The 24,756-nt window shown below is 70.5% G+C and carries 18 protein-coding genes and 1 riboswitch; of the genes, 6 read left to right on the top strand and 12 right to left on the bottom strand.

Annotated features, from left to right (window positions below):
* Positions 1–7: 7 nt before the first annotated feature.
* Together ACAV_RS11310 and ACAV_RS11315 are read right to left on the bottom strand one after the other, a co-directional pair.
* Positions 8–2,209, bottom strand: a complete 2,202-nt coding sequence (locus ACAV_RS11310) for a TonB-dependent receptor (RefSeq protein ID WP_013594711.1) — start codon at positions 2,207–2,209, stop codon at positions 8–10.
* Positions 2,210–2,340: 131 nt separating this feature from the next.
* Entirely contained in the window at positions 2,341–2,610 is a 270-nt protein-coding gene (locus ACAV_RS11315) for a hypothetical protein (protein WP_013594712.1), read from the bottom strand.
* Positions 2,611–2,907: 297 nt separating this feature from the next.
* Here ACAV_RS11315 and ACAV_RS11320 point away from each other — a divergent pair, with 297 nt between their 5' ends.
* Positions 2,908–5,037: a D-(-)-3-hydroxybutyrate oligomer hydrolase gene (locus ACAV_RS11320; RefSeq protein ID WP_013594713.1), complete on the top strand. Its 2,130-nt coding sequence runs from the start codon at positions 2,908–2,910 to the stop codon at positions 5,035–5,037.
* 113 nt (positions 5,038–5,150) lie between these two features.
* The gene (locus ACAV_RS11325; protein WP_041828730.1) at positions 5,151–5,555 is read left to right on the top strand and encodes a polyhydroxyalkanoate granule-associated phasin; all 405 of its coding nucleotides are present in this window, start codon (positions 5,151–5,153) and stop codon (positions 5,553–5,555) included.
* A 40-nt stretch (positions 5,556–5,595) separates the two neighbouring features.
* On the opposite strand, the gene ACAV_RS11330 is transcribed toward ACAV_RS11325, so the two are convergent.
* The 4 genes from ACAV_RS11330 to hemH all read right to left on the bottom strand — a co-directional run bounded on the left by ACAV_RS11330 (position 5,596) and on the right by hemH (position 9,728).
* Complete coding sequence (locus ACAV_RS11330; RefSeq protein ID WP_013594715.1) at positions 5,596–6,075, bottom strand: SgcJ/EcaC family oxidoreductase; 480 nt, start codon at positions 6,073–6,075, stop codon at positions 5,596–5,598.
* Positions 6,076–6,272: 197 nt separating this feature from the next.
* Positions 6,273–6,965, bottom strand: coding sequence for a response regulator transcription factor (locus ACAV_RS11335; protein ID WP_013594716.1), 693 nt, complete (start codon positions 6,963–6,965; stop codon positions 6,273–6,275).
* Positions 6,962–8,638, bottom strand: a complete 1,677-nt coding sequence (locus ACAV_RS11340) for a sensor histidine kinase (protein WP_013594717.1) — start codon at positions 8,636–8,638, stop codon at positions 6,962–6,964. Before ACAV_RS11340 ends, ACAV_RS11335 begins: the two co-directional genes overlap by 4 nt.
* A 25-nt stretch (positions 8,639–8,663) precedes the next feature.
* The gene (gene hemH, locus ACAV_RS11345) at positions 8,664–9,728 is read right to left on the bottom strand and encodes a ferrochelatase (RefSeq protein ID WP_013594718.1); all 1,065 of its coding nucleotides are present in this window, start codon (positions 9,726–9,728) and stop codon (positions 8,664–8,666) included.
* Between the two features lie 49 nt (positions 9,729–9,777).
* Here hemH and ACAV_RS11350 point away from each other — a divergent pair, with 49 nt between their 5' ends.
* Positions 9,778–10,533: an HAD family hydrolase gene (locus ACAV_RS11350; protein WP_013594719.1), complete on the top strand. Its 756-nt coding sequence runs from the start codon at positions 9,778–9,780 to the stop codon at positions 10,531–10,533.
* A gap of 58 nt (positions 10,534–10,591) precedes the next feature.
* On the opposite strand, the gene ACAV_RS11355 is transcribed toward ACAV_RS11350, so the two are convergent.
* Positions 10,592–11,401 (bottom strand): alpha/beta fold hydrolase, encoded by an 810-nt coding sequence (locus tag ACAV_RS11355; RefSeq protein ID WP_013594720.1) that lies wholly within the window; start codon positions 11,399–11,401, stop codon positions 10,592–10,594.
* The gene (locus ACAV_RS11360) at positions 11,401–12,714 is read right to left on the bottom strand and encodes an O-acetylhomoserine aminocarboxypropyltransferase (protein ID WP_013594721.1); all 1,314 of its coding nucleotides are present in this window, start codon (positions 12,712–12,714) and stop codon (positions 11,401–11,403) included. The genes ACAV_RS11355 and ACAV_RS11360 overlap by 1 nt, the downstream gene beginning before the upstream one ends.
* A 105-nt stretch (positions 12,715–12,819) precedes the next feature.
* Here ACAV_RS11360 and ACAV_RS11365 point away from each other — a divergent pair, with 105 nt between their 5' ends.
* Both ACAV_RS11365 and aroC read left to right on the top strand, forming a co-directional pair.
* Complete coding sequence (locus tag ACAV_RS11365; protein WP_011796073.1) at positions 12,820–13,272, top strand: CBS domain-containing protein; 453 nt, start codon at positions 12,820–12,822, stop codon at positions 13,270–13,272.
* A gap of 247 nt (positions 13,273–13,519) precedes the next feature.
* Positions 13,520–14,617, top strand: coding sequence for a chorismate synthase (gene aroC / locus ACAV_RS11370; protein WP_013594722.1), 1,098 nt, complete (start codon positions 13,520–13,522; stop codon positions 14,615–14,617).
* A gap of 39 nt (positions 14,618–14,656) precedes the next feature.
* On the opposite strand, the gene ACAV_RS11375 is transcribed toward aroC, so the two are convergent.
* The 4 genes from ACAV_RS11375 to ACAV_RS11390 all read right to left on the bottom strand — a co-directional run bounded on the left by ACAV_RS11375 (position 14,657) and on the right by ACAV_RS11390 (position 19,938).
* Positions 14,657–16,939, bottom strand: a complete 2,283-nt coding sequence (locus tag ACAV_RS11375; protein WP_013594723.1) for a hypothetical protein — start codon at positions 16,937–16,939, stop codon at positions 14,657–14,659.
* Between the two features lie 143 nt (positions 16,940–17,082).
* Positions 17,083–17,532 (bottom strand): transcriptional regulator NrdR, encoded by a 450-nt coding sequence (gene nrdR, locus ACAV_RS11380; protein ID WP_013594724.1) that lies wholly within the window; start codon positions 17,530–17,532, stop codon positions 17,083–17,085.
* Positions 17,533–17,564: 32 nt separating this feature from the next.
* Positions 17,565–18,809, bottom strand: coding sequence for a serine hydroxymethyltransferase (gene glyA / locus ACAV_RS11385; RefSeq protein WP_013594725.1), 1,245 nt, complete (start codon positions 18,807–18,809; stop codon positions 17,565–17,567).
* 38 nt (positions 18,810–18,847) lie between these two features.
* Positions 18,848–19,006, bottom strand: a riboswitch (ZMP/ZTP riboswitch).
* 41 nt (positions 19,007–19,047) lie between these two features.
* The gene (locus ACAV_RS11390; RefSeq protein WP_013594726.1) at positions 19,048–19,938 is read right to left on the bottom strand and encodes a lytic transglycosylase domain-containing protein; all 891 of its coding nucleotides are present in this window, start codon (positions 19,936–19,938) and stop codon (positions 19,048–19,050) included.
* Between the two features lie 707 nt (positions 19,939–20,645).
* On the opposite strand from ACAV_RS11390, the gene ACAV_RS11395 reads away from it, so the two are divergent.
* Complete coding sequence (locus ACAV_RS11395; protein WP_013594727.1) at positions 20,646–24,590, top strand: DUF748 domain-containing protein; 3,945 nt, start codon at positions 20,646–20,648, stop codon at positions 24,588–24,590.
* The last annotated feature ends 166 nt before the right edge of the window (positions 24,591–24,756 follow it).

The raw sequence follows: 24,756 nt of genomic DNA on the forward strand, positions 1-24,756 counted from the left end.
TGCGCGCTCAGAAATCCACGCTCGCGCTCAGCGTGAAGGTGCGCGGGGCGCCCACCACGAGGTAGCCCGAGCCGGGGTAGCCACCGGACGAGGCCCAGTAGTTGCGGTCGGCCACGTTGTCCACGCGGGCGCGCAGCGTCACGAGGCGGCCGCTCCATTCCGTGGCGTAGCGCACACCCAGGTCCAGGCGGGTCCAGCCGGGCACGCGCAGGGCGTTGGCGCCGTCGGCATAGCTTGCACCGGTATAGATGGCGCGGGTGTCCAGTGCCAGGCCGGGCACGCCGGGAACGTCCCATTCCACGCCGGCATTGGCCTGCAGGCGCGGCACGCCGATCACGCGCTTGCCGTCGGTGGCCGCGCTGCCCGTCCTCTGCTGCTTCGCGTCCAGCCACGTCACGCCGCCCAGCAGGCGCAGGCCGCGCACGGCCTCGCCCTGCACGTCCAGTTCCACGCCCTGGTGGCGGTCCCTGCCGGAGGCGCCGAACACGTTCGAGGCATCCACGTACGCGCGGGGCTTGGTGGTGCTGAACAGCGCCAGCGAACCGCGCAGGCGGCCGCCGTCGTATTTCACGCCCACTTCCTTCTGCTTGGCGACATAGGGAGAAAGTTGCTGCCCGCTGTTGGCCACGGGCGCGCCGTTGGCCGTCGCCGGCGCGGTCTGGCCCTGGCTCAGGCTCTCGATGTAGTTGCCGTAGAGCGACCACTGCGGCGCCATCTTGAACACGAGGCCCGCCATGGGGCTGTTGCGGCTCTGCTCGTAATGGGCGAGCAGCGCGGAGGTGCCATAGGCGAAATCGGAGGTGTCCAGCCGCTGGTGGCGCAGGCCCAGGGTGAGCAGCACCGTATCGTCCATGAAGGAAAGCGTGTCGCCCAGGGCGTAGCTCAGCAGCCGCGTGCGGCCCGTGAGGTTGGGGCTGGACAACGTGCCGCCGTAGAGCGTGGCGGCGCTGAAGGCGGGCTGTGCCGTGGGGCGGTACTGGTACAGGTTGGATGCGATCGTGTTGCGCCAGTCCATCGCGTACGCGTTGTCTTTCTCGGCCTCGAAGTACGACACGGCAGCCACCCATTCATGTCCCACCGCGCCCGTGCGCAGCTTGCCGCGCAGGCCGACTTCGCCGGTGTCCACGCGGTCCTTGCGGGTGTTGTCGAAGCGGTAGGCAGTGCCCGCGCCCGTGGCGGCGTCGGTCACCGTCAGGTTGGCGAGCGAATTGGCCTCCTTGCCGCGGCGCATGCCCCAGGCCCCCCAGGCCGTCACGCCGGGCGACAGGTCCACCTCGCCGCGGAACGTGCCGAACACGTCGCGCTCGTTGGAATACGCCCAGGGCTGGGAGAAGTTGGATGAGGCATCCGGCGCGGCGGGCACGGCGGTGGCGCCGGACAGCGAGACGTTCGGCCGCGTGCCCTTCAGGCGGTGGTCCTGCCAGCCGATGTCGCCCGACAGGCGCACGTCGCGGCTGCGCCAGTCCAGGCCCAGGGCCACGAGGCCGAGCCGGCTCTTTTCATGGTCCACGGCAGTGTCGCCGTCCTGGTAGGCGGCGTTGAAGCGGATGCCGGTGCTGCCGTCCGGCCCGAAGCGGCGGCCGATGTCCACCGCCGTCTCGACGCGGCCGCCCGATCCCGTGCCCACCGTCACGCGCGACAGCGGCTCGTTGGGCGCCCGCTTGGGCAGCAGGTTGACTGCGCCGCCGATGCCGCCGCCCGACGGCGTGGCGCCCGACAGGAAGGTGGAGGCGCCACGCAGCACTTCGACGCGCTCGAACAGTTCGGTGGCGATGTATTGCCGGGGCAGCAGGCTGTAGAGGCCGTTGTAGGCCGTGTCGTCCGAGCCGAGGACGAAGCCGCGGATGAAGTATGCCTCCTGGAAGTTGCCGAAGCCGCGGGCCAGGCGCACGCCGGAGTCGTTCTGCAGCACCTCGCCCACGCTTTTGGCCTGCTTGTCCTGTATCAGCTCGTTGGTGTAGCTGGTGATGCTGAAGGGGGTGTCCATCGCATCCTTCGTGCCCAGGATGCCGGCGCGTCCGCCGCGCGCCACCTGCCCGCCGGGGTAGGCCGGCGAGAGTCCCTGGGAAGAGGCATCGGCGCTGGCGTTGACGGTCACCGTCGAGAGCGCTGGCGTGTCGGTGGCGGCGGGCGCGGCGGATTGCGCGCCGGCCTGGGTGCCGAGCAGGGCAAGAGAAGCGGCGAGGGCGAGGGGATGGGGGCGGAACATGGCGGAGGGCCTGGGATGGATGGAGTGGGCAAGCGCGAAGCGCGCAGAGGAAAGCGTGAGAGGGCCGCGACCGGTGAGATGTACTGCGGCGAAGCGGAGCAGGGACTGATGGCGGCGTGCGGGCTACCGGGTCAACCGCGCCGCCGCAGCCAGCCGAACCACCCCATCACGGCCACGGGCACGCCCAGCGCGACCCACGACCAGGTGTCGCCCCAGCCGTCCGATACCAGGGCGCTGATCAGTCCGCTGGCCGTGAGGATGCCCAGTGCGATGGGCCATCCCCAGACACGGCCCGGACGGGCCGCTTCTGCATGCGGCGCGGCAAGCGCCTGGGAATCGGAGGGGCCTGGGATGGCCGCGGGGGATTGCGGCCCGGTAAGGGGGGCGGGCGTCGAGGACATGGGGCTTGCTGGGGGCTGGAAGGCGGGCCGGCGGGAGGGAGCCAGGAAGCGCTGGCGGGGTCGGCACAGCAGGCCCCGGGGACTGGACCGTCCGCCGGGGCACCCCACCAGGGCACTGTTCGCAAACCACCATTCTAAAAGATATTGCGAATGGTTCGCATTGAAATTTATGGAATGTATGAAAGGGCAGAACCCCCTGCCTGCCGGGCAGTGCCGCGTCGAACCTGTGGCCGGATGTTTCCCGGCGGACGCGGATAGCCTCATACTCCGGCCACCCCAGAGAGGAGATTTCCGCCCATGACAGTCTTCAGAACCGCCCCCCTGCTCATCGCCGCCCTGGCCGCTTCCTCGTGCGGGGGCGGGGGCAGCGGCGCATCGGTCGATTACGACTTCAATGCCCGCCCGTCCTACCTGAACGACCTGCGCCAGGCCAGCTACGACGGCGTGGGCGACGACCTGCTGACCGGCGGCCTGGGCCGCTCCGGCCTGCAGGACGATTCGCCGCCGGGCTACGCGGGCAGCCAGCCCACGGCGGAGGAGCTGCGGCGCAATGCCATCTACGTGAACTACCGGGCGCTGGTGGACACCACCTCCGACGGGGGCTACGGCCGGCTCTACGGCCCGAACGTGGACATCCAGGGCCGCGCGACAGCGGGCGAGGGCATGGTGGCCGGAACGGAAGCCATCGCCTATTCGGATGACGGCTCGGGACGCCGCAATGTCACCCTGATGGTCCAGGTGCCTGATACCTTCGACCGCTCGCGCCCGTGCATCATCACCGCCACCTCGTCGGGCTCGCGCGGCATCTACGGCGGCATTCCCACGGGCGAATGGGGCCTCAAGCGCGGCTGTGCCGTGGCCTACACGGACAAGGGCACGGGTACCGCGCCCCACGACCTGCAGGCCGATACCGTCGCGCTGATCGACGGCACGCGCACCAGCGCGACGCTCGCGGGCACGCGCGCCGCCTTCAACGCGGGCCTGTCGGCGGCCGACCTGGCGGCCTTCAATGCGGCCACGCCGCAGCGCCTGGCGTTCAAGCACGCGCATTCCGGGCAGAACCCGGAAAAGGACTGGGGCCGCTTCACCCTGCAGGCGGTCGAGTTCGCGTTCTACATCCTCAACGAGCGCTTCGGCGACCGTTCCCCGGGCGGGCAGTCGCTGCGCACCTTCACACCGGCCAACACCACGGTGATCGCCTCCAGCCTCTCGAACGGCGGCGGCGCGGCGATCGCGGCTGCCGAGCAGGACACCCAGGGCCTCATCGACGGCGTGGCCGTCTCGGAGCCCTCGGTGCAGATGCCTGCGAACGCGGGCGTCACCGTGCAGCGCGGCGGGCGCACCATCGCCGTGAACGGCCTTCCGCTGATCGACTACACCACCCAGGCCCACCTCTACCAGTCCTGCGCCGCCCTCGCGCCCTCGCTGGCCTCCACGCCTTTCGCGGCAGCCTTCGCCGTCCGCTTCGCGGACCCGGCCTTCCCGGTGGCCGCCAACCGCTGTGCCGGCTTGAAGGCCCAGGGCCTGCTATCGGCCACCACCACGGCCGCCCAGGCCGAAGAGGCGCTGGCGCGCCTGACCGCCTATGGCTGGGAGCCTGAGTCGGGCGCGCTGCACGCTTCGCTCGCGGCGTTCGAAGTGGCGCCGTCCATCGCCGTCACCTACGCCAACGCGCTCTCGCGCGCCAGCGTCCAGGACCGGCTGTGCGGCTACAGCTTCGCGACCACGTCCGCCATCGGCGCGGTGCAGCCCACGCCCGCCGCGGTGACGAACACCCTGTTCGCCACCGGCAACGGCATCCCGCCCACCGCCGGCGTGCAGCTCGTCAACGACCGCAGCCGCGGCGTGCCGGTGCGCGACCTCTTCTCGTTCAATACCGCGGGCGTACCCACCTGGAACCTGGAAGGCGCGCTCTGCCTGCGCAGCCTCGTGACGGGCACCGACACGGCCGCCCGGCGCCTGCAGGCCGGCCTCGAGGAAACCCGCCGCACCGGCAACCTGCAGGGCAAGCCCGCCATCATCGTGCACGGCCGCGACGACGCGCTCATCCCGGTCAACCACACCTCGCGCCCCTACGCCGCCCTGAACCGGCGCGTGGAAGGCCCGGGCAGCCGCCTGAGCTACATCGAAGTCACGAACGCCCAGCATTTCGACGCCTTCATCGGCCTGCCCGCCACGCTGCCGGGATACGACAGCCGCTACATCCCCCTGCACCTGTACCTCAACCGGGCGCTGGATGCCATGTACGCGCACCTCGTGAACGGCCAGCCGCTGCCGGCCAGCCAGGTGGTGCGCACCGTGCCGCGCGGCGGCACGCCGGGCAGCGCCCCCGCGATCACCGCAGCGAACGTGCCGCCCATCGCGGCCACGCCGGCGGCGGCCGATGCCATCGCCATCACCAGCGGTGCCATCGCCGTGCCGGACTGACCTGCGGCAGCTTCCTTCTCCTGCGGGTAAACCCCCGTGGCGCGCGCGGTTGCTCGGAGCCGGCGCCGCGGCCGGCCGGTAGAGTGGGGGGCCGCCACTTCGAGGAATGCCCCATGTCCGGTCCTTCATCCCGCCGCACCCGGTCCCTGGCACGCCAGGGGGCCGAACTTGCCATGGCCGTGCCGCCCGTCGTCGCGCACCGCGTGGCGCGCATGGCCCTCGCCGGGCCCAACCCCTCGCAGCGCGACCGGCGCGAATTCGGCCGCATGGTCGCCGAGAAACAGTGGGCCTTCGTGCAGTCCTGGGCCGCCATGGGCATGCAGACCCTGCTGGCCCAGCAGGCCATGGCGGCCGGCATGATGCGGCTGTGGTGGACGCCCTGGACCATGGCCACCGGCCCGCAGCTGGCACGCCAGTGGCAGGATGCCGCGGCCGGCGTGCTCGGCAAGGGGCTCGTTCCGGTCCACCGTGCCGCGGTGGCGAACGCCCGTCGCCTGGCGCGCACGCCCCTGGTGTGAAGCCCGCCGCGCGGCGGCGAACCCGAAGGGGCCGTGTCCGTCACCTGGCGGCGACCGCCTCCGGCATGGCCGAGGAGTGGTGGTGGGCGATCTTCCAGTCGCCGCCGACGAACTCGTACACGTAGGTGTAGCGCGCGTGCACCTCCTTGCCGTTCTGGAAGGTGAACGTGTAGGTGCCCACGTCCTGGGCCACGTTGCAGCCGATGCGCACCGTCCGGCTGTCGATCCGGCCCTGCGGGTGGCCTTTCAGGAATTTCACGAAGTAGTCGTGGATCTGCGCGGTGGTCGTGCGCGGCTGGTTGGACACCGTCGCCAGCAGCACGCCATCGGGCGCATAGTTGGCCACCACCTTGTCGGCATCAAGCGTGCGCAGCGATGCGTTCCAGCGGTCGAACAGCGCCGCCACCTGCTGCTCGGTGACAGGCTGGCAGCCGGGTGCCGCGGCCTGCGCCTGGGCGAATACGGGGGCCGTGAGGGCGAGCACGGCGGCTGCGATGGAAGTTGCGCGGATCAGGGTCATGGAGTTGTCCTCGGGAAGTCGAACAGGTCGCCGTTGGTGGGCGGCGTCGCCCGCCAGGGCGGGGCAGGACTTCATTGTTCGGCGCGCCCATGAACGCAACCCTTGCCGTGCGATGAAGCCCGGCTGACGCGCACATGAACGCTGCATGAACGCACCGCCTGAACGTGCCGCCCTGGTGGAGGCGGCGTGCCTTGCGCCTAGGCCTCGCCGTCGTCCAGGCGGTAGCCCAGCCCGCGCACGGTCTTGAGCAGTGCCAGAGGGTGTCCTTCGTCGATCTTGCTGCGCAGGCGGCGCACATAGACATCCACCACGTTCGTCAGCGGGTCCTCGTGCATGCCCCACACGTTGGAGAGGATGCGCTCGCGGCTGCAGAGACGGCCCGGGGCGCTCATGAGCAGTTCCAGGAAGGCCAGTTCCTTGGCTGTGAGCGCGATCGGACGGCCCGCGCGGCTGGCCTGCATGCGTTCCAGGTCAAGCACCAGGTCCGCCACCTGCAGCCTGGTCGCCCGGGGGCGCTGCTCGCGCCCGCGCCGCAGCAGCGCCTCGATGCGCGCCAGCAGTTCCTCGAAGGCGAACGGCTTGGTGAGGTAGTCGTCCGCGCCGAGCTTCAGTCCTGCGACCTTGTCTTCGATGCTGCTCAGGGCCGTGAGCATCAGCACCGGCACCTGGCCGCCTTCGGCCCGCAGCGACTGGCACAGGTCCAGCCCGGTCATGCCGGGCAGCATCACGTCGAGGATCAACAGTGTCGCTTCCCCTGCGCGGGCGAGCTCCAGCCCTTCGGGTCCGGTGCGCGCCATCTGCACGCCGTAGCCCTCCGCGCGCAGGCCGCGCTGCAGGAAATCGGCGACGCGGGGATCGTCCTCGACGACCAGGATCTGCGCGATGCTCATCGGCTGTCCTCCGCCGGTGCGGCGCATGCAGGCGCCGCAGGCGTGTGCAAGCCGGCCACGCATGCGGCCGGCAGGTGGATGCCGACGAGGGTGCCGCGGGGCTGCACGGGCCCGATGGACATCGATCCGCCGTGTGCTTCCACGATGGCGCGGGCGATGGACAGGCCGATGCCCGTGCCGTCGGCGCGGTGCGCCCGGGCCCGGCTGCCGCGCATGAACCGGTCGAACACCCGCGGGAGTTCTTCCGCGTCGATGCCGATGCCTTCGTCGCGCACCTCGATGCCGATGCCGCCTTCGTCCTCCGCGCGCCATCCAAGGTGGACGGTGCCACCGGCATGGGAATAGCGCGCGGCGTTGTCCAGGACGATCATCAGGGCCTGGCGCAGGCGGTCGGCATCCGCGTGCAGCGTAGGGCCCGCCTGCCCGCCGGGCCACGCGGCCGGCGCCTCCAGCCGCAGATGCACCCCGTACAGGGCGCACAGCGCCTCGGCCTGTTCGGCCGCATCGCGCAGCAACCCGTGCAGCGCGACCGGCCCGGGCCGCATGGCGAGCGGATCGGCTTCCGTGCGTGCCACGAGCATCAGGTCGTCCACGGTCCCCGTGAGCTGCTCCACGGCGCCGACGATGCGCTCCAGGGTCTGCCGGTATTCCTCCGCCGGTCGCACGCCGCCGCGCAGCGCGATTTCCGCCTCGCCGCGGATGGCCGTGGCGGGCGTGCGCAACTCATGGCTCAGGTCGGCGAACAGTTGCCTGCGCCGCTCGTCATTGCGCTGGAGCGCCTCGTGGGCGGTGCGCAGTTCGGCAGTGCGTGCCTCCACGGCATCCTCCAGGCGCCGGCGCGCCGCATCCGCCGCGCGGCGGTGCTCCTGGAGTTCGGCGGCCATGGCGTTGAAATGCTCGGCGACCCGGTCGAATTCGTCCCGCGAACCGGTTTCCACGCGGTGGTCCAGCGCACCGGCCTGCAGCGCGCGCGTGCCTGCCAGCAGGCGGTCCAGGGGGCGCTGCAGGCGGCGCGTCAGCTGCTGCGCCAGCACGATGGCGGTGGCCAGCGTCAGGAGGGCCATGCCCACGGCCTGCGTGCGCAGCTCCCGCAGGCCGCGCTCCGTATCGGCGCGGGCGATGGGCACGGCGCGGCGCTGGCGCGCTATGGCGCCGCTCAGCAGCTCGCGCAGGTCGCGGCCGTCGGCCATGTCGAACACCTGGTTCAGCTCCTGCCAGACGGACGAGAATTCCGACCCCGGCTGCAGCGGTTGCAGGCGCACCAGCCGGGCCTGCACGGCCGCGATGTTGTCGTCGAAAAGCCGCGCGGCCGCTCCCAGCTCGCGCACCTCGGGCGGTATCGCGATCCCCTCGTTCTCGGCCATCTCGGCCCACAGGGCGCCGTCGCGCTCTGTCAGCTGCCGCAACTGTGCGGCGTTCCTGCGCATGCTGGAGAGCAGGGTGTCGCGCACCTCCACCGAGGCGTCCACGTTCATGAGCCGCTGCGAGGCCCAGACCCGCAGCCGCTGCTTGTTGGCGGCCAGTTCGTTCAGCTCGGTCAGGATGTCGCTCGCAAGGCGGCTGTGCTGGGCGAAGTTGTAGACGCGGTTCGCGCCCCAATAGACGAAGGCCGCCTGCGCGCACACCAGCGCGACCAGGGTGGCGAAAGCCAGGGACAGGCGCAATCGGAACATGGCGCGGGCCTCGTGGTGCGGCCGCTCAGCGGGCCAGGCCGGGCACCGAGGCCATTGCCGGTGCGCCGGTATCCCAGCCCGACAGGTGCTCCTGCGCGATCCGGCTCAGCGCGCTGATCCAGGCGCTGTCCGCATTCAGGCAGGGGATGTAGCGGAATTCCTGGCCACCCGCATGCAGGAAGGCCTCGCGCGCTTCCTGGTTGATTTCCTCCAGCGTTTCCAGGCAGTCGCTCGTGAACCCCGGGCACATCACGTCCACGCTGCGCGTGCCGCCCCGGGCCATCTCGATGAGCGTCGGTTCGGTATAGGGCTCCAGCCACTTGGCCTTGCCGAAGCGGGACTGGAAGGTCACCCGGTAGCGCTCCGGCGCCAAGCCCAGCGCCTGCGCAAGCAGCGCGGCGGTCGCCAGGCATTCCTGCTGGTAGGGGTCCCCCAGGCGCACGGCGCGCTCCGGAATGCCGTGGAAGCTCATCACCAGTTGCTCGGCCGGCCCGCCCTCGCGCTGCCAATGCGCGCGCACGCTGCGGGCCAGCGCGTCGATGTAGGCGGGATGGTCGTGGTAGCTGTTCACGAAACGCAGCTCCGGCAGGCGGCGCGTGCGCAGCGCATAGGCGCACACGTCGTCCGACACGCTTGCGGTGGTCGTGCCCGAATACTGCGGATACAGCGGCAGCACCAGCACGCGGTCCACGCCCTCGGCCTGCAGAGCCTTCAACTGGCCGGCGATGGAAGGCTGCCCATAGCGCATCGCATGCCGCACCTGCACCCGCAGCCCCGCCTCGCCCAGCCACCCGCGCAGCAGCGTCGCCTGCCGCTCCGTCCACACGGCCAGGGGCGAGCCCTCGGGCATCCAGATGCTGGCGTACTTGGCCGCGGACTTGGCCGGCCGGATGCGCAGGATGATGCCGTGCAGGATGGGCAGCCACGCGGCGCGCGGAATCTCCACGATGCGCGGGTCGGACAGGAACTGCGCGAGATAGCGGCGCAGCGCGGGCGCGGTGGGCGCCTCGGGCGTGCCCAGGTTGCACAGCAACACGGCGGTGCGGGGCATCGGGGCGGTCTGGGAGCGGTCGGCAGCGGATGCGTTCATGGGCGGCGGAAGGGAAGGGGATGCAATGGTTGCGCTATTCTCGGCCACCATGCTCGATACCGCCCGCATCCGCGCGATGACCCTTGATCTCGACGATACCCTCTGGCCGATCTGGCCAGCCATCCGGAGGGCCGAGCAGGTGCTGCGGGACTGGCTGGGAACGCGTGCCCCGGCCACGGCCGCGCTGCTGGCCGATGCCGAAACGGCCGCAGTGATCCGCGCCGAGGTCGTGCAGGCGCATGCCCATCTCTCCCACGACCTGAGCGCCCTGCGGCGCGAAAGCATCCGCGCGGCGCTGCGGCGGGCCGGAGAGGACGAATCCCTCACCGACGCGGCCTACGACCTGTTCTTCGCGGAGCGCCAGCGGGTGGACCTGTACGACGACGCCATCGCCGCCCTCGAATTCCTTGCGCCGCGCTATCCGCTCATGGCGCTCACCAATGGCAATGCCGATCTGCATCGCATCGGGCTGGGGAATTACTTCCAGGGGAGCGTGACGGCGCGCACCTTCGGCGTCGCCAAGCCCGATCCGCGCATCTTCCACGAGGCCGCGCAGCAGCTCGGCGTGCCGCCGGAGGCCGTGCTCCACGTGGGCGACGACGCCACGCTCGACGCCCACGGCGCCCTGCAGGCCGGCATGCAAGCCGTCTGGATCAACCGCGCCGGCATCGCCTGGCCGCACGAGGGGCCGGAGCCCGCCGTGGTGGAAGACCTCACCGGCCTGTGCCGGCTGCTCGCGCCGCAGCTGGTGGCGGCTCACCCGCAGGGCGGTGCGCTGCCCGGGGCCTCCGAACGTCGTTCGTAGCGCGCGGGCGTGCGCTGCATGCGACGGTTCCTGTTCCCTGAAACGGGGCCGTGAGCCCTCAGGCGCCCAGGAAGGCCCGCAGCGCGCGCAGCGTCTCCTCCGGCGCTTCCGTCATCTGGGAGTGCCCCACGGGCAGCATCTCCACGCGCACGTCCAGCCCCGCCGCGCGCGCCGCCGCGATCAGGCCCTGGGCCGCCCGTGGCGGTGTCATCTGGTCCTGCGCACCCAGCGCGAACAGCACCGGGCAGGCGAGGGCGGTCACGGCGGCTTCTGCCCCCGCATAGCGGTCGCAGGCCACGAATCCCCGGTGGAAGACGTTCACGTGCGGATTGCTGCGCAGTACGCGCCTGCCGAGCGCCATGCCCGCACCGAAGGTCCAGAAGCCCGCGCCCGAGGGCGACGCGAGGCTGCTGCGGGAGAACACATTCACCATCCGCAGCGCCTTCTCGGGCTCGTTCAGTGCGGCATCGATGAGCGCGGGCGACACCTTCATCGGGTAGGCCGTGCCCACCAGCGCCAGGTGCGTCGCGGCGGCACCCAGCCGTGATGCGGCCTCCAGCGCGATCAGCGACCCCCAGCTGTGGCCCGCGAGCGCCGCCCGCTCCACGCCCAGGGTGCGCAGCAGCGCCACGATGAAATCCGCGGCCTCTTCCACGCTCTGCGGCGCCTCGCCACCGCTGCGGCCGTGGCCGCGCAGGTCCACCGCCAGCACGTTCCAGCCGTGGTGCGCCAGATGCCGGCTCTGGAAGCCCCAGACGCTGTGGTCGTTGAGCACGCCGTGCACCATCGCCACCGTGGGCCGTGCCGGGTCGAAGGGCTTGCCGCCCGTATAGCAATAGGCCGCGTGGCCGTTGACGATCACCTGCATCACGCACCCGCCTTTCCGCCGGCTTTTTCCGCGGCCTTGAGCGCGCGCTTCAGGTCGTCGATCAGGTCGTCTGCATCCTCCAGTCCGATCGACAGGCGGATCGTGCCCTGCGCGATGCCGGCCTGCGCCAGCGCCGCGTCGTCCATCCGGAAGTGCGTCGTGCTGGCGGGGTGGATCACCAGGCTGCGGCAGTCGCCCACGTTGGCGAGGTGGCTGAAGACCTTCAGCGACTCGATGAAGGCCCGGCCCTGCGCCCGGTCGCCCCGCAGGTCGAAGCTGAACACCGAGCCCGCGCCGCGCGGCAGCAGGCGCTGCGCGAGCGCATGGCTGGGGTGCGACTCCAGCATCGGATGGCCGACGCGCGACACGAAGGGGTGGCTCGCCAGGAACTCCACCACCCGCTCCGTGTTGCGCATATGCCGTTCCATGCGCAGCGGCAGGGTCTCGATGCCCTGCAGGATCAGCCAGGCCGTGTGCGGGCTCATGCACGCGCCGAAATCGCGCAGCCCCTCGCGCCGCGCGCGCAGCAGGAAGGCGCCCACGGTGGACTCTTCGGCAAACACCATGCCGTGGAAGCCCGCATACGGCGCGCAGAGCTCCGGGAAGCGCCCCGAGGCCTCCCAGTCGAACGTGCCCCCATCGACCAGCACGCCGCCGATCACCGTGCCGTGGCCGGAGAGGAACTTGGTGGCGGAGTGATAGACCAGATCGGCCCCGTGTTCCAGCGGGCGCATGAGCCAGGGGGAGGTGAGGGTGGAGTCCACCAGCAGCGGAACACCGGCCGCGTGGGCGATCTCTGCCACGGCCGGGATGTCCAGCACCTGCAGGCCCGGATTGCCCACCGTTTCTCCGAAGAGCAGGCGTGTCTCGGGCCGGATGGCGGCGCGCCAGCCTTCCAGGTCGTCCGGCTGCACGAAGGTGGTCTCGATGCCGAAGCGTCGCAGCGTGTAGTGCAGCAGGTTCTGCGAGCCGCCGTAGAGCGCCGTGCTCGCGACGATGTGCCCGCCCGCGCCCATCAGCGTGCTGACGGCCAGGTGCAGCGCGGCCTGGCCGCTCGCCACCGCGATGGCCCCCGCGCCGCCTTCCAGCGCCGCCACGCGCTGCTCCAGCACCGCGTTGGTGGGATTGCTGATCCGGCTGTACACATGCCCGGGCCGTTCGAGGTTGAACAGCGACGCCGCATGGTCGCTCGACTCGAAGACGAACGAGGTCGTCAGGTGGATGGGCACGGCGCGCGCGCCGGTGGCCGGATCGGGCACGGCGCCCGCATGCAGCGCCAGCGTGTCGAAGCCAGGGTCGGAATAACCGGGCATTCGTTGTCTCCTGTGTGTGATCGCAGCGCAACATTGTGGGCTATATTGCGCAGGAAACACCGATCGGCCCGCCCCCGCGGCGCGGCGCCCCCCTGGAGACCTCCCATGAAAGTCAGCGACATCCTCCGCGTCAAAGGCAACACGCTCTTCACCGTCACCGCCGACGAACCCCTGGCGAAAGCCGTGGAGGTCATGGCGGACAAGGACATCGGCTCGCTGGTGGTGATGGACCACGGCGACCTGGTCGGCATGCTCACCTTCCGCGAGGTCATCCAGGCCGTCGTGAAGAACGGCGGCACCGTGGGCACCATGCTCGTGCGCACGGCCATGGACGACGCGCCCCTCACCTGCACGCTCGAGACCGAGATGGACGAGGTGCGCCGCATGATGCTCAACCGCCACGCGCGCTACATGCCGGTGATGGACAAGAAGATGCTCATGGGCGTGGTCAGCTTCTACGACGTGGCCAAGGCCGTGGTGGACAGCCAGAACTTCGAGAACCAGATGCTGAAGGCCTATATCCGTGACTGGCCTGAGGAGAAGGAAGCTACCCCCTGAGGCGCTGCGCGCCTTCCCCCTTCTCTCGCCGCGCTGCGCGCGCCGGGAAGGGGGACGACGCCAGTGGCCCGGCAAAGCCGGTTCCACGGCGTCTGCTGGCGTGGCCTGCTCCGCGGCCGTCTGATGGGTGAGGGCGTGTTCGTTCGCGGGCCGTGCCTGCTGGCTGGTGGTTGAGCTGGCTGCCGGTTGCAATGACCTGGGTCGGAATGGCCCGGCTCGGCGGATGGCTCTGGGATAATCCGGCGCCATGAGCGGCAACACACTCGGCACCTTATTCGCAGTCACCAATTTCGGTGAATCCCACGGCCCGGCCATTGGCTGCGTGATCGACGGCTGCCCACCCGGCATGGAACTGTCGGAGGCCGACATCCAGGCCGACCTGGACCGCCGCCGGCCTGGCACGAGCCGCCATGTCACGCAGCGCGCCGAGCCCGATGCGGTGGAGATCCTCTCCGGCATCTATGAAGGCCGCACCACGGGCACGCCCATCGCCCTGCTGATCCGCAACACCGACCAGCGCAGCAAGGATTACTCGAACATCGCCCAGAGCTTCCGTCCGGGCCATGCCGACTACACCTACTGGCACAAGTACGGCATCCGCGATCCGCGCGGCGGGAGCCGGTCCTCGGCCCGGCTGACGGCGCCCACCGTGGCGGCCGGCGCCGTCGCCAAGAAGTGGCTGGCGGAAAAATACGGCACGCGCTTTCGCGCCTGCATGACCCAGGTCGGCGAGGTGGAGATCCCGTTCGAAAGCTGGGACCACGTGCACGCCAACCCTTTCTTCGCTCCGGTGGCCGATGTATCGGCCCTGGAGGCCTACATGGACGCGTTGCGCAAGGCCGGTGATTCGTGCGGCGCCCGCATCCGCGTGCAGGCCACGGGCGTGCCCGTGGGCCTGGGCGAGCCGCTCTACGACAAGCTCGATGCCGACATCGCCCATGCGCTCATGGGCCTCAATGCGGTGAAGGGGGTGGAGATCGGCGCGGGCTTCGCCAGCGTGGTCCAGCGCGGCACCACGCATGGCGATTCGCTCACGCCCGAGGGCTTCGCCAGCAACAACGCCGGCGGCATCCTGGGCGGCATCAGCAGCGGCCAGGACATCGAGGCCCTGATCGCCATCAAGCCCACCAGTTCCATCATCAGCCCGCGCCAGTCCATCGACATCCACGGCCAGAGCACCGAAGTCATCACCAAGGGCCGCCACGACCCCTGCGTGGGCATCCGCGCCGCGCCCATCGCAGAAGCGCTGCTGGCCCTGGTGCTGATGGACCATGCCCTGCGGCATCGCGCCCAGTGCGGCGACGTGGTGCAGGCGGTGGCGCCGATCCGGGCGTCCTTCCTGTAATCCGGATTCGCCGCTCCGGCCTTTCCCCCGGCCTGTCCCCTAGGGTGCGGCCGAGGCCGGCGCTGCGGCGCCGGTGCCCTGTGCAGGCAGGGCTGGCTGAGAGGCCGCCGCCGGCGCTGGCGCTGGCGTGGGCGCCTGCACCGGCCGGTGGAACCAGCCCATGCGCCATGCCAGCACGCCCGCCACCACCAGCACCACCGCCACGCAGGCCGCCGTCCAGGCCGGCTTGCGCGACTCGGGGAACGGATCGTTCAGCATCCGGCGCGCCCCCGGCGGCACGTGGGCCGTCTGCGACAGCGATCCGCCCAGGCGGGTGTTGATGCGCATACGGCCGTTGATGGCCCAGCCGCTCGCATCCAGGATCGGGCCCAGGCTGCGCTGGCGCAGCTTGAGCCAGGCGATCAGCATGCTCGGCCCCGAAATGGCCACGACGATGCCGAGCAGCGCGATCGGTATCCAGGCGCCCAGGTCCACGAACTTCGCGAAGATGCCCACGGCGACGGCGCTCAGGCTGCCCAGGGCCACGCCGATCGCGGCCACAGTGCCCACGTCCATGCGCCGCTGCCCGTCGGGCACCCCGGCGGCTCCTGCCGGCGCCGCTGCCGTCGCCAGGGTCTTGCCGGGCGCGGTGGCCAGGTTGCCGGCCGTGGCACCCAGCGATTTCTCCACCCGGGAATCGCTCGCCGCCGCCCGCTTGGCCACCTGTTCCTCGATCATGCGCAGGAACTTCTTGTAGGGCGAGAAGAAAGCCTGGGCGATGCTCGTGGGGTTCTCGATGATCTTCGTGATGGTCGCATCCCAGTCGAGGCCGTCGCGGTCGTAGAACACGCCATTGCGGCCCACGAACAGGAAATCGACATCCCCGGCCGTGAAGGCCGCGACGATGCCCATCTTCCGGCCTTTGCGCGTGCAGTCGCAGTAGGCGAGGTAGGTCTTGGCCAGCCCCGCCAGCTTGGCGTGGCGGCCCGCGTCGGCCACCTGCACCGTCAGGTCGCAGCTGCGCGCGTCCAGGTAGAGCGTGCCCGCCTGGAAGATCGCGCCCTCGCGCTGGTAGAAGGCCGAGAACGAGACGAAGTTGTTCAGCAGCCGCAGCAGGTCCCGCTTGAAGCGCAGCAGCTTTTCCAGGGCCAGCGTGTGGCCGTTGTGCGCCTTCTCGGCCTCGTCCTGGGCGATCAGCGCCATCACCCGTTCGCGCACGCCGCTGCCATGCAGCTGGCGTACGGTGTCCGCGTCGAGCGCGTCCAGGTGGGTCGCGGGGCGGGCCGACAGTTGCTTCAGGCAGGGGGACAGCGCATCCAGCGTGCGCTTCCAGTCCGCCTCCGACAGCGACGCGCGCGCCGGCTCGCCCAGCAGCGGCACCAGGGCCTTGTCGCGCAGCGCCTGCACGGCACCCGCCCAGGCGGGGTTGATGCCGCGTTCCAGTGGCAGGGTGCCGTCGGGTGTGAAGGGTGCCAGCGGCAGGGCCGCCACGGCGTCCGAGCCTGGCGAGAGCTCCATCCGGGCCAGCGCGGCATAGTCGTCGTCCGACGGGTGCATTGCCGTGCGCACGCGTGGATCGTATGCGGCCAGCCGCGCCCGCGTGAAGAAGTCGTCCACCTTGTGGCGCACGGCCTGTACCGCCTGGGCTGCCTGCAGCGTGCGGTCCCCCAGCGGCATTCCCTCCGGATGTGCCTGCACCCCGTCCGCCCATTGCTGCAGCGCATCCACCTCGGCAAAGAACGCCTCGGCCGTCTTGCGGTCCACGCCGGCCGGCTGGTCCGCCACCGCGGGCACGCTGCCGTGGGTGGCCATGATGCGCTCCAGCGCGTCGCGAGCCTCTGCATCGTCCTCGGCCGTGGCGGGAGACACCACGCCGTCGCCATTGAAGCGCTGGGCGTTCAGCTTCTCGCTGCGCGCCAGCACCTCTTCCAGGGTGATGGATTCCGCATCCTCGCGCCCCGCCAGGGCAAGGATGCGCCGGGCCTGCTCCGCAAGGGCCGCCCCGTCCTCGGTGGAGCCGTCCAGGGCAGAGAGGTCCAGCACGGGTCCGGGCCGGGCCAGTTCATCCGGATCGCGCAGCCGCTCGCAGGCCCACGCGCAGGCCGCCAGCAGTTCGGGTGGGCGGATGCGCCCGTCGCCATCGGTATCGATGAGGTCGAGCGTGCGCGGGTCGAATTCCACGCCCCGCGTGGGGCAGGCCAGCGCCACCCAGAGTTTCTGGTCCAGTTCGGCCAGGTGCGCGATGTCCGCGCCCGTGCGGATGATGACCTGGTCCACGCCGCCGGCGCGGAAGAATTGCCATGGATGTGCGGAAGACGGGGAGGTCGGTGCGTCAGTCTGCATGGATCGGTGCGGGGGATCGGGAAGGGTGCCGGGTCGTTGCGGAATGCGCGGCAGTTCCAACCGATTGTGCAGTGCGTGCGGCGCCCCGTGCGTAGGACCACGGCCGACGCGCCGTGCCTGGCCGGCATCGCCGGGCAGGCCGCCTACTTGCGCACTTCGTCCACGAGCGCCCGGAACTCGTCGATGTCCTCGAAGCTCCGGTACACGCTCGCGAAGCGGATGTAGGCGACCTTGTCGAGCTTCTTGAGCTCGCGCATCACCAGTTCGCCGATGCGGCTGGACAGCACTTCGCGCTGGCCGAGGTTGAGCAGCTTTTCCTCGATACGCTCGATGGCGCTGTCGATCTGCGTGGTGCTCACCGGCCGCTTGCGCAGCGCGATGCTGAACGAGCCGATGAGCTTGCTGCGGTCGTATTCGATGCGCCGGCCGTCCTTCTTCACCACGTTGGGGAAGCTGACTTCCGGGCGCTCATAGGTCGTGAAGCGCTTGTCGCAGGCCCCGCACTGCCGGCGCCGCCGCACGAAGTCCCCGTCCTCGGCCACGCGCGTTTCGACGACCTGCGTCTCGGGGTGGCTGCAGAACGGGCACTTCATTGCGGGGCGGCGGTCTCGGGGCTGCGCTGCGGTCAGCGATAGACCGGGAAGCGGCTCGTGAGCGCGTGCACCTTCTCGCGCACGGCGGCCAGGTTGGCTTCGTCGTGCGGGTTGTCCAGCACGTCGGCCACCAGGTTCGCGGTGATGCGCGTTTCCTCTTCCTTGAAGCCGCGCGTCGTGATCGCGGGCGTGCCCACCCGGATGCCGCTGGTCACCATCGGCTTTTCCGGATCGTTCGGGATGGAGTTCTTGTTGATGGTGATGTGGGCCTGGCCCAGGGCCGCTTCGGCCGCCTTGCCGGTGATGCCCTTGGCGCGCAGGTCCACCAGCATGACGTGGCTTTCGGTGCGGCCGCTGATGATGCGCAGGCCACGCTCGATCAGCGTCTCGGCGAACACCTTGGCGTTCTTCGCGACCTGCTGCTGGTAGGCCTTGAACTCGGGCGCCAGCGCTTCCTTGAAGGCCACCGCCTTGGCGGCGATGACGTGCTCCAGCGGGCCGCCCTGCAGGCCCGGGAAGATGGCGGAGTTGATCGCCTTCTCGTGTTCGGCCTTCATCAGGATGATGCCGCCGCGCGGGCCGCGCAGGCTCTTGTGCGTCGTGGAGGTGACCACGTCGGCGAAGGGCACGGGGTTCGGGTATTCGCCCGCGACCACCAGGCCGGCATAGTGGGCGATGTCCACCCAGAAGATCGCGCCGATTTCCTTGGCGATCTTCGCGAAGCGTTCGAAATCGATGCGCAGGGAATAAGCGGATGCACCGGCGATGATCAGCTTGGGCTTGTGCTCGCGCGCCTTGGCTTCCAGCGCGTCGTAGTCGATCTCTTCCTTCTCGTTCAGGCCGTACGACACGATGTTGAACCACTTGCCGCTCATGTTGAGCGGCATGCCGTGCGTCAGGTGGCCGCCTTCGGCGAGGCTCATGCCCAGGATGGTGTCGCCGGGCTTCAGGAAGGCGAGCAGCACGGCCTGGTTGGCCTGCGAGCCCGAATTGGGCTGCACGTTGGCGGCTTCGGCGCCGAAGAGCTTCTTCACGCGGTCGATGGCCAGCTGCTCGACCACGTCCACGTTCTCGCAACCGCCGTAGTAGCGCTTGCCGGGATAGCCTTCTGCGTACTTGTTGGTGAGCTGCGAGCCCTGCGCCGCCATGACGGCGGGCGAGGCGTAGTTCTCGCTGGCGATCAGTTCGATGTGCTGCTCCTGGCGCAGGTTCTCGGCCTGGATGGCGGCCCACACTTCGGGATCGGCTTGTTCGACAAGAATATTGCGTTGGTACATGGCGTGGCAGTCCTGTGAATGGTGTCCCTTGGAAAAACAAGGGCTGCCCAGGCGAACGGCGGAACACAACGGGCCTTGCAGCCCGTGCGGCACGCTTCCCAGTGGTTCGCAGGATGAAGTGCCTGCCGGTTTCCACGTCAGCGGCGGTGCCCGCCTTCGCGGATGCACCGCGCCTATCGCCAGTCGCGTACCCCTCGAGTGTAGCGGACGGCAGGGCGGGATGGCGCCGCCGCGGGCTTCAAAGCCCCGGGGTGAGCAGTGCGAGCTTGTCCTCGCCCGAGGAGGCGGCGGGCGATGCATCGGCGGTGCCCGCCGCCTTGGCCGGCAGCGTGGTCTGCGCGGGAGCCTGGGTGGACAGCATCGGAGGCGTCGTTGCGGGAGCGGCCGGCGCGGGCGGCGTGAAGATGGGCACGTTGCGGCCGTTGGCCACCTGCCGCAGGCGCATGTGTTCGGCCATGACCTTGATCGCGTAGCCGCCGTCGTCGGCCAGGTTGGCGGCACCCACGTAGTAGCGCAGCCCGCCTTCGAGGGAGCCGGCGCGGGCGATGCATTCCTGCAGCACACGGACGCCGACGCGCAGGTTGCTCACCGGGTCGAAGGCGGCGAAATGGCCGCCGAAGTTCTCGTACTTGTCGGTGTGCACCCGCGTCATGACCTGCATCAGGCCCTGGGCGCCCACGGCGCTCTGCGCGAAGGGATTGAAGCTCGACTCCACGGCCATGATGGCCAGGATGAGCGTGGGATCGAGCTTGGTGCGGCCGCCGATCTCGTAGGCCTCCGACACCAGCGCGGCGAGGGGTTCGGGCGCCACGCGGTATTTCTTGCTGAGCCAGAACGCGACGGCGGCCTGCTCCTTGGGCAGGTCCTTGGGATTGGTGGCCGTGGCACGCTCGCTGGCTTCTGGCTCCGTGGGCACGCCGACCACCGCCACCTGGCGCGCCTGCAGCCAGCCCATGAGCTGTTCCTCTCCGGCCTGCCGCAGGTCCGGGCGGGCGGTGAGGGTGATCGCGCCGAACGCGACCGTCAGCCCGACCAGGGCGAAACTGCTGTGGGTGATTTCGAGGAAACCGTCGATCACATCGGATGCGAAGGTCTGCACTCCGCCGATCACCCGTCCTGACGCTGTCATAGCTCTTCCTTTCTGAGTCGAGGCCTGTTGCGGGTGACACCCGTGGTGGGGGTCTCCCGTGCCAGGCATCTCGCCTGGATTGGTACGCCATCCAGTTCCCGTGGAAACAGCCTGCGCAGCGGTGCAGGGGGAACGACTTCGCCGGATTCGGCAGCGATGGAGATAGTGGTCAGCCTCGGTTTTCGAAGCTGGCGGATTCTAGGAGGGGTCCAAATGCCAGGTCAATACTAAGGTTGCTATTCATTAGATCAATTTATTCTAAAAAGCATGGATGCAAACACAGTTTTCGGATGCCCGGCAGTGCTTTCGTGCACTCGGCCATGAAACCCTTGTGACACTCCGGACGGGGCGGGAGGTTTTGAACAATCGAGATGCTGCGATCGATAGCGAATATCGGTTGGACGTCTCGTGCGGATTGGATAAATTGGAGGCGTCTGGCAGTGACCAGGCATCGCCCGACGAAGCGGAAACCACCATCCAAGCGGCATGCAGTGCCCTGGTTGGGCAGGTGGAATCTTCCACGGCAAACCCTCGGAGGCAATACCTTGCCTCCTGCTCCATGGACCTTCACCCTCCATGGTGCAAACGATGGCAAAAGACCGTTGTGTCAGCCGTCAAGCCCGGCAGTGGCCATCAAGCCCTGCCGGGCTTTCTGTTTTTCACCTTGTTACGGTTTGCCGGGCCGCGCATCTGCTGCAATCCCGGCCATGGGTGCAATCGAATCAAACGGGGAGCGGGCGCAGGATCCCGCGGGTGGACGGCTGCATGCACGCCGGGCCGCTGCGGCCGTCGCCGCGCGCAGGGTCGCCGGCGGCGTCGCCTTGCTGCTGCTGGTATGGGCACTGGCCTGGCTGGCCGTGCCGCCCCTGGTGCGCTGGGGGCTGGAGCGCTGGGGCAGCAGTTTCGCGGGACGCGCCGTCACCGTGGGAAAGGTGGATTTCCGCCCCTGGACGCTGGAGCTCACCGTGCATGACATCGCCCTAGCGGCAGCGGCTCCCGGCGCCCCTGCCCAGGCGGAAATCCGGCGCCTCTATATAGACATGGAAATGCAGTCCCTGGTGCGCTGGGCGCCGGTGCTGGACGCGCTGGAAATCGACGCGCCGCGGCTGCGCGTGGTGCGCGGACAGGATGGCCGCTACGACATCGACGACCTGCTGCAGTTGGGCGCCGCCCGCCCGGGGGGCGGGGAGGGCGGTGGCGGCCGGTTCGCGCTCTACAACCTGGCCCTGCGCGATGGCGCGGTCGAGTTCACCGACCGGACGACGGACCAGACGCACCGGCTGACGGGGCTCGAACTCGGCATTCCCTTTCTGAGCAACCTGCCCGCCGACCGGCAGGTCACGGTGACGCCGCGGCTCGCTTTCAGCCTGGATGGCAGCACCTTCGATACCGGAGCGCGCAGCACGCCGTTCTCGGAAGACCGCAACACGCAGGCCCGGCTGCGTATCCGGGGGCTGGACCTGTCTCCGCTGCGTGCCTATTGGCCCGCGGGAGTGCCCCTGCGGCCGCAGGCCGGGACTCTTGAGGCAGAGCTGGACATCGGATTCCTCCAGGGGCCGGAGCCGCGCCTGACCGTGGGCGGGCATGCGCGCCTGTCCGGCGTGCGCCTGGACGGGCCGCCGGGTAGCGCGCCCGTCGCGTTCCAGTCGCTGGATGTCCATGCGGCATCGGTGGAGCCGCTGCGCAGGTCGGCGCACCTGGCTTCGGTCGAATGGTCCGGGCCGGAGATCGCGGTGCGGCGCGACGCCCAGGGGCAGTGGGACTGGGCTGCGGCGGCTGGCGCCGGTGGCGCGCAGGGTGCCCCACGCGCGACGCCGGCGGCCAGCGGTGCCGGCCCGTCTTCCGGGGCCTGGCAGGTGGCGATAGACCGCGTCGCGGTCCGGGAAGGGCGCCTGGCATGGCGCGACGAGCGCGCGGCGCGCCCGGTCGCCATGGCATGGGACGGTGTCCAAGCACAGGCGCAGTCGCTGTCCTGGCCATGGAAGGACGGGATTCCGTTCCGGTTGCAGGCCCGCATGCAGCCCGCAGCCCATGGAGCGACCAGCAGGTCCGGTGCCAGCGAAGCTGGGGAGGTGCCCGCGACGCTGCGGGTGGCGGGGACCGCATGGCCTGGGCGAGGGCAGGTGGCCGCGTCGCTGCGCGGCCTGCCGTTGTCGGCTGTCGATGGTTATGCGGCGGGTGCATTCGCGCCGCGCGCCGGAGCGGTCATCGACGCCGACGCCGGTGTCGCCTGGAACCACGACAACGGTGCGCTGGTGGCGAAAGTGGCGCGGTTCGTGGCGGATGGGGTCACCCTGGCCTGTCCGGCCGGCGGGTCGTGCGCGGCGCCATCCGCCGAGGCGGGCCGTACGCCGGCGGGCCCGGGAACGCCGCCGGGCGCCTGGGTGCAGGCAGAACGGCTGGAAATCGAGAATGCGTGGATCGACGTGCCCGCCCGCGCCGTGTCCGTGGAGAGGGCCGTTGCCCGGGCACCGCGGCTGCGCGCGGAGCGCGACGTGCAAGGGCGCTGGATGTTCGATGCCTGGCTACGGCAGGGCGAGGCCGACCGGGCCCCTCCCCGGGAGGCTCGGTCCGCAGGTGGCGATGCCCCCTGGTCCGTCCGGTTGGGCGAGGTGGCGGTGGAGAGCGGGGCGGTGGCCTTGCGCGACGCGGTGCCTGCATCGCCGGTGGATCTGCGCTGGTCTGCCATCGCCCTGCAGGCCCGGGGGGTGCGCTGGCCACAGGCGGCCGGCGGCCCGGCTGTGCCGGTGCAGTTGTCCCTGTCGGGACAGTGGGAGGCTGGTCGGCGCGAACCCGGCCGCCTGGCGTATGAGGGGCGGCTGACGATGGCCCCCCTGGCCGTGCAGGGCCGCCTGCAGGCCCAGCAGTTGCCCCTGCACCTGCTGGAGCCGTACGCTGCCCCATGGCTGAACGTGCGCATCGTTCGGGCAGAGGCCGGTTTCGAAGGCGATGTGGACTATGCCGCCACGGCCGCGGGAGCGAAGGCCTCGGTGCGCGGCAATGCTGCGCTGGACGAGGTGCGCGTGCGTGCGCCGGCCCCCACCCCGGCGCCGGAAGCGGGTGCGGGAACTCCGCCCGCACAGCCGCGTGGCGAGGAATTGCTGCGCTGGCGCAATCTGGCCCTCCAGGGCGTGCAATGGGAGATGTCACCCGGCGCGCCCGCGCGCGTGGATGTGCGGGAAACGGCATTGCGGGATTTCTTCGCGCGCATCGTGCTGCAGAAGAACGGCCGGCTCAACCTGCAGGACCTGGTTCGCAGCCCGGAAGCATCCTCCCGGCCGGAACCGGTCCCTGGGCAGGCCGACGCCAGCGGCGCCGCAGCTGCCCGCCCCGCGGCAGCCGATGGTACGGCTGCCGACCCGGCAACCCCGGCGACCCCGGCGACCCCGGCGACCCAGGCCGCTGCGGCTTCCCGTGCCGGCCCGGTGCTGCGCTTCGGGCCGGTGGTGCTGTCCGCGGGGGCCGTGCGTTTCACCGACTACTTCATCGAGCCCAACTACTCCGCCGATCTCGGCGATCTGGCGGGGCGCATCGGCGCGTTCTCTTCCGAGCCTCCACCTCGAGGTGGCGAGCCCGCGATGGCGGAGCTGGAGCTCAGCGGGAAGGCCCAGGGCTCGGCGCCGCTGGAGATCTCGGGACGCATCAACCCCCTGGCGAAGCCACTGGCGCTGGACATCCAGGGCCGGGTGCGGGACCTGGAGCTGCCGCCGCTGTCGCCCTATGCCATCAAGTACGCGGGCCATGGCATCGAACGCGGCAAGCTGAGCATGGAGGTTCGCTACAAGGTCCAGCCCGACGGGCAGCTCACCGCCGGCAACCGCCTTGTGCTGCACCAGCTCACCTTCAGCGATCCCGTGGAGGGCGCTTCCGCCAGCCTGCCGGTGCGGCTGGCCGCGGCGCTGCTGGCGGACAGCAACGGGGTGATCGATCTGGACCTTCCCATCAGCGGATCGCTCAACGATCCCCAGTTCAGCCTGGGGCCGGTGATCCTGCGGGCCGTGGGCAGCCTGGTCCTGAAGGCCGTGACCTCGCCGTTTTCGCTGCTGGCCAAGGCCTTCGCCGGCGGGACGGCAGAGCAGGGGGCCGTGGCTTTCGCGCCCGGCAGTGCGGTACTGGACGCCGCGGCTCTCCAGGGGCTGGACAAGGTGGCGCAATCGCTGCGCGACCGGCCGGCCCTGCAACTGACCGTGACCGGCCATGCCGTGGCGCAGGCCGAGGAAGACGGCTGGAAGCGCGAGCGCCTGCGCTCGCAGGTGCAGGCATGGCAGCAGCGGCGCCAGCCGGCGGCGCGCGCGGATGCGGACGTGCAGGGCGCACCGGCGGCCCCGGGGGGCACGGACGTCGCCCAGGCGCAGGCCTATGCCGATGCCCTGCGGGAGCTCTACCGCCGCGCGGACATTCCCAAGCCCCGCAATCTTCTGGGCATGGCGCGGGACATTCCCGTCCCGGAGATGGAGGCGCTGCTGCTGGCCCAGATGAAGGTGCCCGAGGGCGCCCTGCGCGAACTGGCCCAGGCGCGCGCGGTGGCGGTGCGCGACGAACTGGCGCGGCGCGGCGTGCCGCTGGAGCGGCTGTTCGTGGCGGCTCCGCGCGTGGATGCGCGCCGGGAGGGCGCCGCGCCCCAGGCGGAGCTGGCGCTTTCCGCGCGCTGAAGCGGCCTGCGGAGGGTGGTTGTACCCGGGAGGTGCGGCCCCATATGGCATGCTCGGGCCGTATTCCGGGCCTCCGTTTCCCAGGCGCTCCAGGCGTATCTCCGGACCGGCGGACAAAACCGGGCCAAAATAGCGCCTTCGACGCTCGCCGGGCCGTGATCCCGGC

It is taken from the genome of Paracidovorax avenae ATCC 19860, assembly GCF_000176855.2.
In the GTDB taxonomy this organism is placed as follows: Bacteria; Pseudomonadota; Gammaproteobacteria; order Burkholderiales; family Burkholderiaceae_C; genus Paracidovorax; species Paracidovorax avenae.

Coding starts and splice junctions, on each gene's coding strand:
- ACAV_RS11310 (WP_013594711.1), bottom strand. CDS start 2,209: ATGTTCCGCCCCCATCCCCTCGCCCTCGCCGCTTCTCTTGCCCTGCTC.
- ACAV_RS11315 (WP_013594712.1), bottom strand. CDS start 2,610: ATGTCCTCGACGCCCGCCCCCCTTACCGGGCCGCAATCCCCCGCGGCC.
- ACAV_RS11320 (WP_013594713.1), top strand. CDS start 2,908: ATGACAGTCTTCAGAACCGCCCCCCTGCTCATCGCCGCCCTGGCCGCT.
- ACAV_RS11325 (WP_041828730.1), top strand. CDS start 5,151: ATGTCCGGTCCTTCATCCCGCCGCACCCGGTCCCTGGCACGCCAGGGG.
- ACAV_RS11330 (WP_013594715.1), bottom strand. CDS start 6,075: ATGACCCTGATCCGCGCAACTTCCATCGCAGCCGCCGTGCTCGCCCTC.
- ACAV_RS11335 (WP_013594716.1), bottom strand. CDS start 6,965: ATGAGCATCGCGCAGATCCTGGTCGTCGAGGACGATCCCCGCGTCGCC.
- ACAV_RS11340 (WP_013594717.1), bottom strand. CDS start 8,638: ATGTTCCGATTGCGCCTGTCCCTGGCTTTCGCCACCCTGGTCGCGCTG.
- hemH (WP_013594718.1), bottom strand. CDS start 9,728: ATGAACGCATCCGCTGCCGACCGCTCCCAGACCGCCCCGATGCCCCGC.
- ACAV_RS11350 (WP_013594719.1), top strand. CDS start 9,778: ATGCTCGATACCGCCCGCATCCGCGCGATGACCCTTGATCTCGACGAT.
- ACAV_RS11355 (WP_013594720.1), bottom strand. CDS start 11,401: ATGCAGGTGATCGTCAACGGCCACGCGGCCTATTGCTATACGGGCGGC.
- ACAV_RS11360 (WP_013594721.1), bottom strand. CDS start 12,714: ATGCCCGGTTATTCCGACCCTGGCTTCGACACGCTGGCGCTGCATGCG.
- ACAV_RS11365 (WP_011796073.1), top strand. CDS start 12,820: ATGAAAGTCAGCGACATCCTCCGCGTCAAAGGCAACACGCTCTTCACC.
- aroC (WP_013594722.1), top strand. CDS start 13,520: ATGAGCGGCAACACACTCGGCACCTTATTCGCAGTCACCAATTTCGGT.
- ACAV_RS11375 (WP_013594723.1), bottom strand. CDS start 16,939: ATGCAGACTGACGCACCGACCTCCCCGTCTTCCGCACATCCATGGCAA.
- nrdR (WP_013594724.1), bottom strand. CDS start 17,532: ATGAAGTGCCCGTTCTGCAGCCACCCCGAGACGCAGGTCGTCGAAACG.
- glyA (WP_013594725.1), bottom strand. CDS start 18,809: ATGTACCAACGCAATATTCTTGTCGAACAAGCCGATCCCGAAGTGTGG.
- ACAV_RS11390 (WP_013594726.1), bottom strand. CDS start 19,938: ATGACAGCGTCAGGACGGGTGATCGGCGGAGTGCAGACCTTCGCATCC.
- ACAV_RS11395 (WP_013594727.1), top strand. CDS start 20,646: ATGGGTGCAATCGAATCAAACGGGGAGCGGGCGCAGGATCCCGCGGGT.